Consider the following 13853-nt stretch of genomic DNA (forward strand, 5'->3'; position numbering starts at 1 on the left):
AGGACCTAACTGGATGTGGATCAAGCAATCGGCTGCGTGGCGCCGACCTGCAGGTTCAGCGCCACGCGGCATCAGGCGTCACGCGCCGTCATGATCCGGGTTCGTCTTGTAAAGCGGGGGTCGTCGGTTCGAACCCGACAGGGGGCTCAGGGAACGAAGCTCCACAGCGCATGGCAAGGGCCAGGTCACCCGGGGTTGTCCGGGGAGCCTGGCCCTTGATGGTTGTTCGGGCTGCGCGGGTGGTCGGTCCGGCCGTGCCACTGTCGCGCTCTGGGCGACGCCCCCCAGGTTCGTGTCCACCGCGGGCGCAGGCTGGCGACCGCCAGCGGGTAGGCAGGATCACCGCATCCAGGTCTGAGGCTGCCGAGCCACTGCGAAGAGCGCATCCACCTGCTCCTGCGCGAGCACCGGCGTCAGCCCGGACAAGCGCTGATCGACTCGCGAGCCGTCCACGAGAAGCACCACGGGCGGAAGCGCGCTCTTCGTCGTGACGGAGGCGGCGCCGACAACTGCCAACACCGGCCGGACAGGCACCAGGAACCCGCTACGAGCAGACAGGACGCGCCCGACACGTTCTGCTTCGCTCTCGCTGATCGGCAGATACCTGGTGGTTGATCGGTTCACCGTGATGGCGTGATCTCCCTGCCAGACGGACTTGCCCTTGTGGTGCTTCGTGTTGACGGTGAATACGCCGGGCGGACCGATGACCAGATGATCTATGTCCGATCCGCTCGGCAGCTGGATCGAATGCAAGACCTTCCATCCGCCTCGTCGGAGACGATTCAGTCGGCCACCCACGAGCCGCTCACCGGCCAGGCCCACGGCCCATGAGTGCGCCTCCGTGGTTTCGTTCGACAGCCACCGAGCGAACACCCGCTTCCATAAGGTGGGTTCGAGCTGAGCGATCTTCCGCCGGAGCGCGTCACCTGGCTGGTTGGAAGCGAGGTCCCCCGCTGGTGAGATCTCGATGTCATCCATGGCGGCCGGCTCCGGTGCAGCGGCAGGAGCGGGCGTGAACACCACGTCAGGCAGATGAGGGGTCAGCGCCTCGACCACAGCGGTCCGACTGCTCTCATCCGTGATCACAAGCTGATGGCTCTTCAAGTCGTACCAGCCGACGGCCTTCCCGCCCTCGGTCCGGTTCACATACAGCCGGTCCTGCCCGTGCCGTCGCCAGCGTGCAACGCCGAAGCCGTCCATCCCCACCCCCGGGAGTCGTTGATCAGCCTGCACCACCTCAGCACATCCCAGGGGGCGCGCCAAGGGCGCACCAGCGGAGCACAGGGGGCCAGGAGCCCGGAGCGGTTGGGTGAGCAGAGGCCTTCTCTGTGGGTTCAAGGCGCCGCGCACGGCGAGGCGCGGCACGAGCCCGGCCGCTCGCTCCTTGGCCGGCCACCCAGGGGCGTACCCGGGTGCATTGTGGCCCTCTGAAGGGGCCGGCGGACGGCATGATGTCTGGTGTGGCAACGAAGAAGTACACCGTGATGCTGCCGGAGGAGCCGGCGGAGGGGATCCGCGCCGAGGTGGCGCGAGAGGGACCACCTGCATGAGTTCGTCGGCTGGTGGGACGGCGAGCACGGGGGCGTCACGGATCAGCGCATCGGCGGCCGCCCACGCGCTGAGTCGAGCGTCAGTTGCGCTACTTCGCCGGTGCGGGGACGACCACGACGGCGTCGCCGACCGGGCGTTCGCCGGTGGCGTCGGGCTTGCTGACCAGGGCGTGGTCGACGTGCATGGCTGAGGAGCCGCCGCCGTCGAGGTTCATGGCCGCGAACACGCCGAGGGACTTGAGGGTTTTGGCCTCCTCGTCCAGGGTCAGGCCCTGGCTGGAGCCGGACTCGCGGCCGTCGGCCTCCAGCAGGACGAGGTGGCTCGGCTTGTCCTTGCCGATCATGGTGCGGGGGTTGCGGCGGATGCCCCAGCCGTAGAAGTAGGACGGGTCGCCGGGGTGGGCCACGCCGTCGGCGACCGGGTTGATGTCCTCGTGGCCGTTGCCGAGGAGTTGCGGGCCGCCGTTGATGACGGAGTCGTGCGGGCCGAAGGTGACCGGGTGCCGCGTTCGTCCGTCACCTTGGTGTTCAGGGTGACCGGCTGGCCGGTCTTCAGGGTGGTGGAGAGCCAGTTCGCCTCGGTGCCGATGGACTGGAGGACCGAGTCGCCGGGCGGGGCGGGTGTGTGACGGGGCCTGAACCCGGCGGGTCGGCCGGCACGTCGAACGAGGTGGCGGACCTTGAGCGACAGGAGCGGCACCGTGGTGGAAGCGATCAGTGGGCAGGCGGGCGGTACCGCGCGGTTCGAGTTGGCGGCGGTCTTCGACCTGGTGGACCCGGTGACAGGGCCGGCGTTCGCCGAGGACCACCCGGTGATCGAGGACGAGGCGGGGCTGGAGGCGCTGCTGGGGTATCTCGGGGCCGGGGTGCCGGTGCTGATGACGCCCACGCTGATGGACGACGTGGTGGACCCGTCGCGCGGGGCCGTGGTGCCGATGAACTTCCGCACCGACGGCAGCTGGATCTGGACCGACACCGTCACGTACTACCTGGAGGAGTACGGGCTGGCGCCCGAGCCGGGGCTGTTGGCGCACCTGCGTGAGCGGGGGAGCTTCGACTGGACCCCGGACCAGGAGACGGTCGAGCGGGCTGCCGCCTTCATCCTGACCCCGCCGGAGACCGCGGACGACGAGCCGGTCTGGCGGGCCGGCTGACCGTCAGGGCGGTTCCGGATCACCGCCGCACCGTGCGTTGAACCCTGAACGGCTCGTGATCCGTCGAACCGGGTGCACGCACCATGCGCAGCGGATCGTCGAAGGGGCGAGGGGGCCAACAGTGGAAAAGGATCGGCACGACAGCGCGGGCGAGGCGGTCGCACAGGCAGCGGCCGGCTACCAGTTGCCGGCCGTCGCCTGGGAGAGCGAGCCGGAGCCGGGTCAGGCCCACCCTGACAGGGCTGAGACGGCGGCCAGGGCTGGGACAGCGGCCAAGGCTGGGACGGCGGACCCGGCGCTGATGGCCGGGGCGGCGGTCGGCGCGGCGGGTCAGGCGCCCGCCGTCCCCGAGCAGGTGGCCGAGACCGCGGCCGAGTCCGAGGCGGTCGTCGAGCTCGTCCCCGCTGCCGGGGTGGAGCGGGTCGCCAAGCCGGGGCGGATCTCCCGGCCGATGATCGCCGCGGCGGCCACCGCCGGCGTGGTGCTGATGGGGCTGCCGTTGCTCCTCTCCAACCTCGGCGGGTCCGGTCCGCACCGTGGGTCGAGCGTGCCGCCCGGGCCGGCGCCGGCCGGGTTCAGCCAGCAGAACGGCGGCAACGGCTTCGTGCCGACCTTCGACTCCCACGGGAGCAGTGCCCCGGCGGCGGCCATGGTGGGCGGGTCGCCGAGCCCCTCCCCCTCCTCCGCCGCGCCCGTCGCCGCCCAGGGCAGCACCTCGGCCGCGCCCGGTCCGGTGGCCGCTGGTGCCGGTGCCGGTGCCGCTGCCCAGCGGAGCAGCGGCAACCCGGGAACCAGCACACACCCCAGCAGCGCCCAGCCCCCCGCGCAGGCCGCCCCGCCGGTTCAGCAGGCCCCCGCGCAGCCCGCCGCGCAGCCCACCACCCAGGCCGCCGCCCCGCCCGCTCCGGCGACGTACACCGGCGTGGCCGGGCCCTGGTGCTCCAACAGCGGCACCGGGTTCAACCAGTACGGCTGGTTCGACCAGGGCCAGACCGGTTGGTACAACACCAGCACCGGCGGCTGGACCGGCGACAGTTGCAGCGGCAAGTACAGCGCCGTCCCGATGTCCGGTGACGCGACGCACGATGACAGCAACTCCACGGTCTGGACGTTCAAGACCGGCGCGGTCTCCAGCGGGTCCTGCCAGGTCTCGGTCTACATCCCGAACGACGGCGACATCAAGGCGGTCGGCGGCGACCCGACCTACTACACCGTGCAGAACCAGTTCGGCCCGGGCAGCGGCACGATCGGCTCGTTCTCGATCAACCAGACCGCCAACCGGGGCCACTGGGTCGGCGCCGGGAGCTTCTCGGTGAGCAACGGGCAGCTCGCGGTCATGCTGCACACCCGTGGTCAGGACTGGTCGGGTTCGACGAAGACCTACGCCCACCACGCGGCCGACGCCGTCAAGGTCAGCTGCACCGCCTAGGTACGGAACGGCCGGGACCCGGCGGTCACCGCCAACCACCATGGACGAAGGGAACACCAGGGCATGTCGCGCCATGTGCTGACAGTGTGTGCGGAGCAGAGCGGCTCCTACCGCACGATCGGCGAGGCTCTGAAGGTGGCGCGCAGCGGCGCGGTGATCTCAGTGCGCCCCGGCCGGTACGAGGAGAGCCTGGTCATCACGAAGATGGTGACCATCACCGCCGAGGACGGCCGGGGCAGCGTCCGGGTCAGCCCCGCGAGCGGGCCGGTGGTGCAGGTGGTGGCGGATGCCGTCCAGCTGACCGGCCTGGTGCTGCAGGGGCGGGACGACGACCTGCCCGCCGTCGATGTCCCGCGCGGTCAGGCCGCGTTGCAGGACTGCGAGGTGATCGGCAACTCGTGGACGGCCGTGCTCACCCGCCAGCAGGGTTCGCTCGCGATGCGCGGCTGCCGGGTCGTCAACCCGGCCGGGGCGGGGATCGTCGAGACCTCCACCGGCACCAGCGTGATCGAGGACTGCGTGGTCGAGCACGTGGCGACCTCCGCGGTGGTGATCGGTGAGCGCGCCAACCCGGTGGTCCGCCGGGTCGTGATGCGTGACGCGCGCGGCAACGGTGTGTGCGCCAACGGCGAGGCCCGGGGCACCATCGAGGACTGCGAGATCTCCGCGACCGACAAGCCGGCGATCGCGCTGGAGGAGCAGAGCTCGACCCGGGTGCTGCGTACCGAGGTTCGGGACGTGACGCTCGGCGTCTACATCAGCTCCGGCGCCCGGGTGGTGCTGGAGGACTGCACGGTCACCGCCACCGCCGCGCACGGCATCGCGCTGGTGGCCGGCACCGACCCGGTGCTGCGCCGCTGCCGGACGGTGCGGACCAAGGGGCACGGCATCCACGTCACCGCCAAGTCCCGGGGCACCTTCGAGGACTGCGAGGTCAGCGGCGCTGAGCAGACCGGGATCTGGGTGGGCGAGTCGTCCAGTCCGGCGCTGAACCGGGTCTCGGTGCGGGACTGCGGGGCGATCGGCGTGGAGCTGGTCGGCGAGAACGCGGCGGAGTTCGACCGGCTGGAGGTCCGTGACGTCGGCGCGGAGGGCATCAGCATCCGTGAGGGCGCCAACCCGCTGATCCGCCGGGCGAGCGTCTCCGACACCCGTGGTCACGGGGTGGAGGTGCGCCAGGACGGCCGGGGCCGGCTGGAGGCGTCCGAGGTGTCCGCGACCGGCAAGGCCGGGATCCGGGTCGCCGAGGGTGCCAACACCTACATCGGCAACACCACCGTGCGGGACGCCGGGACCTCGGGCGTCAGCGTCGGCGGCACCGGCATCGCCGCGCTGCGCGACTGCGACCTCAACGACTCCCGGGAGGACGGGCTGGTCGTGGAGGACAACGGCGAGGCGAACCTCACCAGGACCCGGGCCCGGGGCAACCGCCGGCACGGGATCCTGCTCGCCCAGGGCGCCCGCGCCAGCCTGACCCAGTGCGAGGCGCTGGACAACGGCGCGGACGGCATCCGGATCGACTCCACCGACCCGGTGCGGATCATCGACTGCACGGTCACCGGCAACCGGGGCTCGGGCCTGCGGCAGAGCAAGCCCAGCTCGCGGCTGTCGATCGAGACCGTGCACAGCCGGGACAACGGCATGCCCGACGCGCACAGCACCGCCACCGCCGAGAGCGGCGGCGAGCGGGGCGCGCGGGGCGAGTTCGGCGAGTACGGCGAGTACGGCGAGTTCGGCGAGTTCCGCGAGGGCGAGGGCGAGCCCACCGAGTCCGGCGAGCGGGCCGCGCGGGCCGCGCGAACCGAGCGGGTCGACCCGGAGGGCCCGCTGGCCGTGCTGGACGCGCTGGTCGGCCTGGGCAGGGTGAAGGAGCAGGTCAACACGCTGGTCAACCTCAACAAGGTGGCCCGGCGGCGCGAGCTGGCCGGGATGCCGGCGCTGCCGATGGGACGTCACCTGATCTTCGCCGGGCCGCCCGGCACCGGTAAGACCACGGTGGCGCGGCTCTACGGCGCGATCCTGGCGGAGCTGGGGGTGCTGCGCAGCGGGCACCTGGTCGAGGTCGCCCGGGCGGACCTGGTCGCCTCGATCATCGGCGGCACGGCGATCAAGACCACCGAGGTCTTCACCCAGGCACTCGGCGGTGTGCTCTTCCTGGACGAGGCGTACACCCTTTCGCAGGGCGGCGGCGGCTCAGGACCCGACTTCGGCCGGGAGGCCATCGACACCCTGGTCAAGCTGATGGAGGACCACCGTGACGACATCGTGGTGATCGTGGCCGGCTACTCGGCGGAGATGCAGGGCTTCCTCGACTCCAACCCGGGCCTGGCCTCCCGCTTCAGCCGCACCATCGAGTTCGAGAACTACTCGGTGGCGGAGCTGACCACCATCGTGGAGCGGGCGGCCACCGGGCACGGCTACCAGTTGGCCGAGGGCGCCCGCGAGGCGCTCGCCTTCCACCTCGACAAGCTGCCCAAGGGCCCCGACTTCGGCAACGGCCGCGCGGCCCGCAAGGTCTTCGAGGAGATGGTGGACCGGCAGGCCTCCCGGCTGGCCACGCTGCCCGAGATCGGCCACGAGGACCTGGCGCTGCTGGTCCCCGAGGACGTCGGCGCGGAGGCGGCCGCCGCGATCGCCCGGCCCGCCGAGCAGGCCGAGGCGCCGAAGAGCACCGAACTGCTGGACGAGCTGCGCGCGATGATCGGCCTGCCCGCCGCCAAGGAGCAGGTCGAGGACCTGGTCAACCTGATCAAGCAGGTCAACCGGCGCAAGGAGGCCGGCCTGGCGACCGCGACGATCAGCCACCACCTGGTCTTCGCCGGGCCGCCCGGTACGGGTAAGACCACCGTGGCCCGCCTCTACGGCAAGCTGCTGGCCGAGTTGGGCGTGCTGCCCGGCGGCCAGCTGATCGAGACGGCCCGCTCCGACCTGGTCGGCCGCTACGTCGGCCACACCGCGCAGTTGACCAAGGAGGCCTTCGACAGGGCGCGCGGCGGAGTGCTCTTCATCGACGAGGCGTACACCCTCACGCCGAGGAACGGCAGCGGCAACGACTTCGGCCAGGAGGCCGTGGACACGCTGATGAAGCTGATGGAGGATCACCGCGACGAGGTCGTGGTGATCGTGGCCGGCTACCAGGACGAGATGGAGCACTTCCTCGGCTCCAACCCCGGTCTGGCCTCCCGCTTCTCCCGGCAGATCGCCTTCGAGCACTACACCGACGACGAGCTGGTCACCATCGTCGAGAAGATGGCCGAGGGCGCGGGCTACAACCTCGCGAGCGAGACGGTGGCCGCGCTCGGTGGGCTCTTCGCGGCGATGCCGCGCGACCGCACCTTCGGCAACGGGCGCTCGGCGCGCCAGCTCCTGGAGAGCATGATCACCCGTCAGGCGGGCCGGCTCAGCAAGTTGGAGATCAACGACCTGGCGGAGCTCAGCCTGTTGCTGCCCGGGGACCTCCCGGCGGACCGGCTGGGGGTCGCGGGATGAGGGCGCGGCAGGCGGGCGCTGTCGCGGCCTTGTCCAGGGCACTGCTGTCGGGGTCTGTGCTGGTGGGGGCGCTGCTGCTGCCGGCGGGCGCCGCCGTCGCGGACTCGCCGTCGCCGTCGGCCTCGCCCTCGCCGTCGGCCTCGCCCTCGCCCTCGCCGACCGGATCGTCGTCCGATGCCGGCACGCTGCCGGGCCTGGCGCAGACCAACAGCGGTACCCAGCAGAACGGTTGCCAGACCGGGTCCGGTGCGAGCAGCACCCGGATCCCGTGGGCGCAGACCTTTCTGCGGGCCGACGAGGTCTGGTCGCTGACCCAGGGCAGCGGGGTGACCGTCGCGGTGGTCGGCTCCGGGGTGGACGACACGGCGGGCGTGCTCGCCGGACGCCTCACGCTCGGGCAGCGCGCGTACGGGACGACCACCTCGGGGCAGGACTGCGTCGGCCACGGCACCTTCGTGGCGGGTCTGATCGCCGCCCAGCGGCGGCCGGGCGTCGGCTTCGCCGGGATCGCCCCGCAGGCCCAGGTGCTCGCGGTGGGCGTGACCGACCAGACCGGCATCACCAACGCGGACACGCTCGCCGCCGGCATCCGCACGGCGGCCGACGGTGGTGCCCGGGTGATCGACATCGCGATGCCGGCCCAGGTGGGCAGCCCCGCGCTCTCAGGCGCAGTGCAGTACGCCCAGGGCAAGGGCGCGCTGGTCGTCGCCCCGGCCGCGCTGGACAGTGGTGGCGGCGGCAACCAGGCGGCGGCCTATCCGGCGGCCTACCCGGGCGTGCTCTCGGTCTCCGACCTGGGCCCCAGCGGGACGGCCCCGCAGGGGAGTTCGAGTGCGCTCGGGCAGAGCGAGCAGAGCGGGCAGAGCGGGCAGAGCGGTGTCCGGGTCGACCTGATGGCGCCGGGCGACTCGGTGATGAGCACCGGGCCCGCCGGGACGGGCTACTTCACGGCCTCCGGGCCCAGCTTCGCGGCGGCCTTCGTGTCCGGTTCGGCGGCGTTGACGCTCGGCTACCGGCCGAATCTGACGGCCATTCAGCTGGCGCACCGCCTGGAGGCCACGGCCTACCATCCGGGCACGATGCTGCCCGACCCCCGGTTCGGCTACGGCACGGTGGACCCGGTCGCGGCGGTGACGGCCTTCGTCCCCGGCGAGACCGGCGCGGCCGCCTCGCCGCGACCGGCGCCGCCCGGCACGCCGATGACCATGCCGGCGGTGGTCCGCGTGGTCAGCGGCCGAGGGCAGGCGCTGATGGTCGGTGGCATCGCGTTCGCCGTGGTCGTCGTGGTGGCGGCCGTCGGCGTCATCCTGCCGCGCGGGCGGCGACGCGGCTGGCGTCCGGGACGGTACGTGGGCCCGACGGGGCAGGCCTAGCCGTGTCGGGGTCTGTTGACCAGACGGTGGATGCCGCGCGGGCGGTGGCCCTGGCGCACGCGCTGCCCAGGCTAAAGGAGTACGGGCGGCGCGCCGCAGGGGAGTTGGAGGGGCTGCTGGGGCGCGCGGCGTTGGGCGAGGCGGACCTGGCCCGGCTGCTTGCCGAGGCCGAGACGATGACCCGGCTGGTGACGACGGGCGATGCGCGCCTGGCCCAGGAGCACGCCGCGAAGCTCGCCCGGGAGGCGATCGACGCGCTGCCGGCCGGGCGGCTCTCCGCCGACCTCGCCGAGCGCGCCGTGACCGCGGCCGGTGCGGTGGCCCGGGTGCGGCGGATCGTGCAGGAGCTCAACGGGCCGGAGCACGCGGCGCGGGTGGCCGAACTCCTCGCCACTGGCGGGGTGTTGGACGAAGTGGCGGTGCGTCGGGCGCGGAGCGCGGCGATGGCCCGGGGTGGGGCGGCGGCGCTGGACGAACACGGGGCGGAGCTGGAGCAAGCCGTCGAGCTGATGGTTCGTCAACTCGCTGAGCCAGCAGCCGATGAGGTGGCCTCCCGGGCCGGAACGCGCCGACGGCTCGCGGCGGCCCGGCGGGGGCGGGAGCGACGTGCGGCGGAGCTGACCGGGCGGCTGCTGGCCCGGGTCCGGCGGGGTCCGGCCGTCGGCGATCGGCCGACCGTGCCGACCGATCCCCAACTGCTGGACTGGCTGCGCGGGCTCACCCACCCCGCCCTGCACCTGCCGGAGTGCGAAGACGTGAAGGCGGCCTGGCTCGGCGCCGATCCGTTCGGCCTGCGCGAACTGCCCCCGCCGCCACCCTTCCTGGCCGGGCTGGACCTCGACTCACTGCCGCCCGAGCACCTCGCCCCGCTGCTGCGGCGCCTGAGCATGACCCGCCCCGCCCCGACGGCCGCCGAACTCACCCCGGACGCACTGGACTTGGATCCAGGACCGGTCAGCGAGTCGGCCCGCACCGCCGAGCTGCGGCGCTGGGGGCAGCCGGCGGACTCGGGAGCGCCGCCACTCCCCGAGCTGACCCGGATACCGCGGGTCGTGCACGGCATCTGGCTGGGCAAGCCGATGCCCCGGACCACCGTGTTCCGGGAGAACTACGCACGGGCCGCCCGCCGTTACGCCGGCCAGGTGGACTTCGTGCTCTGGACCGACGTGCCCCGCGAGCTGTTCGACGCGGCCCGCGCCGAACCGGGCCCCGTCGAACCGGGCCCCGTCGTACCGGCCCGCGCCGAACCGGTGCCGAGGCGCGGCCGCAACGACCCGTTGGCGGCCGTCCGGTCGCTGCTCGACTGGGCCACCGGCAACGGGATCCACCTGGTGAACATCTTCGAGGTGTTCCACGCCGAGGCTCCGATGAAGCTGCGCGCTCCGTTCGTCCTGGAGATGTCCAAGCAGTTGGCCCGGGGCTACGCCTCGGCCAGTGACCACCTGCGGGTGGACATCATCGAGCGGCTGGGCGGCGCGTACGCGGACGGCGACGTCGTCCTGGTCGGCGCGGACGCGGAGTCCGAGCCCGAGGAGCGCCTGCCGGACTTCTTCGACCGGGTAGCCGGCTCGCTCCTGGGGTTCACCATGAACCCGCTGCCCGGCGAGGGCGTCTGCAACGACATCCTGGTCGCCCCGGCGCACCACCCCGCGATCGCGCTCTGGGCGGAGTGCGCCCGGCTGAACTACAGCCGGACCCAGGCGGACGTCTTCGGCGGCGTCCAGGCGATGGCCAGGCCCTACGTCGGCCACGACGACCAGGACCTGCGGCAGATCGCCCCCTGCCGGTCCGGCCGGATCCACCACGACGTCCTGCGCCTGCTCGGCCTCCAGGGGGACGACCTGCCGCCCACCGACCCCGCCCGGATCTACGGCAGCGAGGGGAGCTGGTGCCGGCCACTGCCGGCGGACGCGGCTGGGGCCGCGGCCCGACAGTCGTCCGCCGACGAGGTGACGGAGGTGCTGGCCCGGTGCCTCACGTTCCTGGAATGGCAGTTGCTGGCCAGGGAGGGGGACCTCTACCTCGCCGCGGTGGACCCGGTGATCCGTGCCCTGCCCGATCCCGACGCGGCGTGGACCGCGCTGCTCCGGGTCCTGCCGACGGTCGTCGGCCCCTGGCAGGCGGTGGCCTCGGTGACCGACGCGCGCCGGGGCGACGACGGCACCGCCGAGCGGGTCGACCTGCCCCCCGAGGCGGAACTGTTGCTGGACCGCGAAGCGTGCCCCGAACACCGTTGGATCGGTTCGCAGTTGCCCGTGCCGGAGGTCCCGGCCAGGCTGCTGGACGAGTTCGTCTCACCCGCCGTCCTGCGCGAGCCGGACGAACCGCTGCCGGCCTACCTCGACCGGCTGGCGCCGCTGACCGAGGTCGCCGTGGATCCGCTCGGCCAGGTCATCGGGCTCTGGCTCAGAACGCCGCAGACGACCGGCCTGTGGCGGCACGAGGGCCGCTTCGCCGCCGTGCCGCCCGGACACCTGCGGATCAGCCTCGGCCTGGTCCCCGGGCTGGACTGGACCGAGCAACTGGGGGTCCGGCCGGAGGGTCTGGCGCTGCTGGTGCTCGCGGTCGGCGCGGCCGGGCGGCCGGTGGACCTCGTCGTACCCGCAGGCAGCGCGGCGGCCATCCGGGACTTCGCCCGGCGGTTGGAGCGCTACCTCGGCGTGCCCGTCCGCCTGGTCCGGGCCGGACCCGGCGCCCTTGCTCCGCCACCGAAGGTCCGCCCGCTCGTGCCGCCGGTCGGCTACCTGCCGCTGCCCGCCTCGAACCAGCGGGTGCGCGCGAGCCGTTCACCGGGGTGAGAGCGCCCAGCTACGCAGGAGGTATGGAGAATCATGGCCTGGTACCAAGGACCCTGCCGGATCACGGTGACCGGAGTGGAAGCCGAGTGGCCGCAGCGGGCCGTGGTGACCATCCGGGGCACCGGCCGCACCATCATCATCCCCGGCACGGAGGGGGCGAGTGAGGTGATCGAGGCCGAGAGCTGGGACCTCGCACTGGAGCATCGGATCGACGGCACCTGGTTCGCCAACATCCGTGCTGTGCAGTCGCGTTGGCAGGAGGTGGGGGGTGTCGAGAGCCAGCTGATCCGCAGCAAGGACCGGGACCGCCCGGGCGACCGACGGGACCGGAACCTGACTCTGCGGGTCGAGAAGACGGTTCGCGGTGGGCGGGCCCCGGAGGCGGAGGCCGTGACCACCGCGCGTGCGTCGGTCGAGTCGTCCTGGTCCGCCCGCACGAGCACGCAGCCCGCGCGCAGGACCACCTCAGGCGGCATGCCCGTCACCGGTGGTGCGCCGACGCGGGTGAGCACCTCCGGTGGGGCGGGCGCGGGCGCGGGCGCGGGCGAGGCGCCGGCTCGGGTCGCGACGGCGGGGGACGACTACAGCGCGTTCCTCTGATCGGTGCGTTGGACGCATCACTCTTGATGGTCGAGCCGAATGCCGATGGCCCCGAGCCGGACTCGGGGCCATCGCAGTGGTCGCTACCCGAAGACGCCGATCGTGTTGTCGAGTTCATCCAGTCAGACCTTGTTCGCTTATGAGGTCACGGTGAGCCCGTAGCGGTCGAGCCCCGGGCGCCCGCTGGACAGCCATTTCGTGGCCACAGCCTCCAGGGTGGACCAGAGGGCTCGTGGGCCGCTCTGGCAGGCGCACACGGTGCCGTCGATCCGGCTCTCCAGCACCGCCCACGCGCTGGGCCGGATGCTCGTCCCGTCGGACCTCGGTCTACGCTCAGCCGCGGAAGGGGATGACACCAACATCGGCCTGTCGATCGGGCCGGACGCGGTGGGCGTCCTCTCGCGGATCTGGAGGGCTGACTTGGACCGCCGTCGCTCTCTCTCGACCTCGGCTTACTCGGTGGCCGGCGCCCTGCTTCCGCTCGGCCAGGTCCAGGAGATCGCCCAGCGGACCGAGGCGGCCCGCAGAGGGGCGGTGTCCGGCAAGCACGAGGTCGTTGCCGTGCGCGACATGATCCACATGTTCACGGTGATGGACGAGCGCCACGGCGGCCAGCACGGACGCAGTTCACTGGTGCAGTACCTCATGAGTGATGTGGCGTCGCTGTGCCGGGGTCGGTTCCGCACGGAGGACGACCGAGCCGCGATGCTGTCGGCTGCCGCGTCCGGTGTGCATCTGGCGGGCTGGAAGGCGTACGACGCGGGCGAGCAGGGGCTTGCCCAGCGGTACTACCTCCAATCCCTCGCGCTGGCTCGGGAATCGGGTGTCACCGGGCACGAGGCTTTCGTGATGCGGACCAGGTCGCAGCAGGGGATGAAGCTGAACCGGCCGGAGCACTGCCTGGCGCTCGCGGAGGTCGCGATGCGCAAGGTGCGCGGGCGGGTGGACACCCGGACCGAGGCGCTGTTCGAGGTGACCCGGGCGCATGCCCTTGCGGGGGCCGGGCGCCGCAGGGGCGCGGTTCAAGCCGTCCAGCGGGCGCAGGACTTCCTGATGGCCGATCAGGGGGACGAGGTGCCGTTCTGGGCACTGTCGTGGGGGCCGGTCGAGGCCACCGTGCATTCCCACACGGCCAAGGTGTTCGACAAGTTGCGGGACCAGCGGCGGGCAGCGGAAGAATACGCGGCCGCCGCCGCTGGGCGGTCGGCGAGCACCTACGCCCGGATCTTCGCCCTCGACCTGGTGGTACAGGCCAAGATGCAACACGCTCAAGGGCACATCGAGCAGGCGTGCGCGACGTGGGGCCGGGCGCTCGACAGCATGGAGCGCGTGCAGTCGGTCCGCACCCGCAAGGCCGTGGTGGAGATGCGGCGCAGTCTCGCGTCGGTCCGGGCCCGGAACATCCGGCCGGCCCAGGAACTGGACGAGCGGGCGGCGGCCTTCCTCGCCGCCTGATCACC

General features: G+C 72.6%; 10 protein-coding genes and 1 tRNA gene. 9 read left to right on the forward strand and 2 right to left on the reverse strand.

Going from position 1 to position 13853, the window contains the following annotated elements:
* Positions 1-60 precede the first annotated feature (60 nt).
* Positions 61-147: transfer RNA gene (locus ABH937_RS07250), tRNA-Thr, on the forward strand.
* Positions 148-339: 192 nt separating this feature from the next.
* On the opposite strand, the gene ABH937_RS07255 is transcribed toward ABH937_RS07250, so the two are convergent.
* Positions 340-1200, reverse strand: coding sequence for a nuclease-related domain-containing protein (locus tag ABH937_RS07255; RefSeq protein ID WP_280688292.1), 861 nt, complete (start codon positions 1198-1200; stop codon positions 340-342).
* Positions 1201-1639: 439 nt separating this feature from the next.
* The gene (locus tag ABH937_RS07260) at positions 1640-2020 is read right to left on the reverse strand and encodes a phosphodiester glycosidase family protein (protein WP_280688689.1); all 381 of its coding nucleotides are present in this window, start codon (positions 2018-2020) and stop codon (positions 1640-1642) included.
* Between ABH937_RS07260 and ABH937_RS07265 the strand changes: the two genes are divergently transcribed.
* From ABH937_RS07265 to ABH937_RS07300, 8 genes are all read left to right on the forward strand, one after another.
* Positions 1985-2179: a hypothetical protein gene (locus ABH937_RS07265; protein ID WP_280688702.1), complete on the forward strand. Its 195-nt coding sequence runs from the start codon at positions 1985-1987 to the stop codon at positions 2177-2179. The two genes, ABH937_RS07260 and ABH937_RS07265, sit on opposite strands and share 36 nt — an antisense overlap.
* Before the next feature lie 51 nt (positions 2180-2230).
* Entirely contained in the window at positions 2231-2704 is a 474-nt protein-coding gene (locus ABH937_RS07270; RefSeq protein WP_370217686.1) for a hypothetical protein, read from the forward strand.
* A gap of 121 nt (positions 2705-2825) precedes the next feature.
* Positions 2826-4133 (forward strand): hypothetical protein, encoded by a 1308-nt coding sequence (locus ABH937_RS07275; protein ID WP_370217595.1) that lies wholly within the window; start codon positions 2826-2828, stop codon positions 4131-4133.
* A 63-nt stretch (positions 4134-4196) separates the two neighbouring features.
* On the forward strand, positions 4197-7622 hold the full coding sequence (locus ABH937_RS07280; protein WP_370217596.1) for a right-handed parallel beta-helix repeat-containing protein: 3426 nt from the start codon (positions 4197-4199) through the stop codon (positions 7620-7622).
* A gap of 29 nt (positions 7623-7651) precedes the next feature.
* On the forward strand, positions 7652-8995 hold the full coding sequence (locus tag ABH937_RS07285) for a S8 family serine peptidase (protein ID WP_370217597.1): 1344 nt from the start codon (positions 7652-7654) through the stop codon (positions 8993-8995).
* 2 nt (positions 8996-8997) lie between these two features.
* The gene (locus tag ABH937_RS07290) at positions 8998-11793 is read left to right on the forward strand and encodes a hypothetical protein (protein ID WP_370217599.1); all 2796 of its coding nucleotides are present in this window, start codon (positions 8998-9000) and stop codon (positions 11791-11793) included.
* 33 nt (positions 11794-11826) lie between these two features.
* The gene (locus ABH937_RS07295) at positions 11827-12393 is read left to right on the forward strand and encodes a hypothetical protein (protein WP_370217601.1); all 567 of its coding nucleotides are present in this window, start codon (positions 11827-11829) and stop codon (positions 12391-12393) included.
* Between the two features lie 258 nt (positions 12394-12651).
* Positions 12652-13848 carry a hypothetical protein gene (locus ABH937_RS07300; protein ID WP_370217602.1) on the forward strand — a complete coding sequence of 399 codons (1197 nt, stop codon included), beginning with the start codon at positions 12652-12654 and terminating at the stop codon, positions 13846-13848.
* The last annotated feature ends 5 nt before the right edge of the window (positions 13849-13853 follow it).

This window comes from Kitasatospora sp. GAS1066B (genome assembly GCF_041262605.1).
Lineage (GTDB): Bacteria > Actinomycetota > Actinomycetes > Streptomycetales > Streptomycetaceae > Kitasatospora.

Coding starts and splice junctions, on each gene's coding strand:
- ABH937_RS07255 (WP_280688292.1), bottom strand. CDS start 1,200: ATGGACGGCTTCGGCGTTGCACGCTGGCGACGGCACGGGCAGGACCGG.
- ABH937_RS07280 (WP_370217596.1), top strand. CDS start 4,197: ATGTCGCGCCATGTGCTGACAGTGTGTGCGGAGCAGAGCGGCTCCTAC.
- ABH937_RS07295 (WP_370217601.1), top strand. CDS start 11,827: ATGGCCTGGTACCAAGGACCCTGCCGGATCACGGTGACCGGAGTGGAA.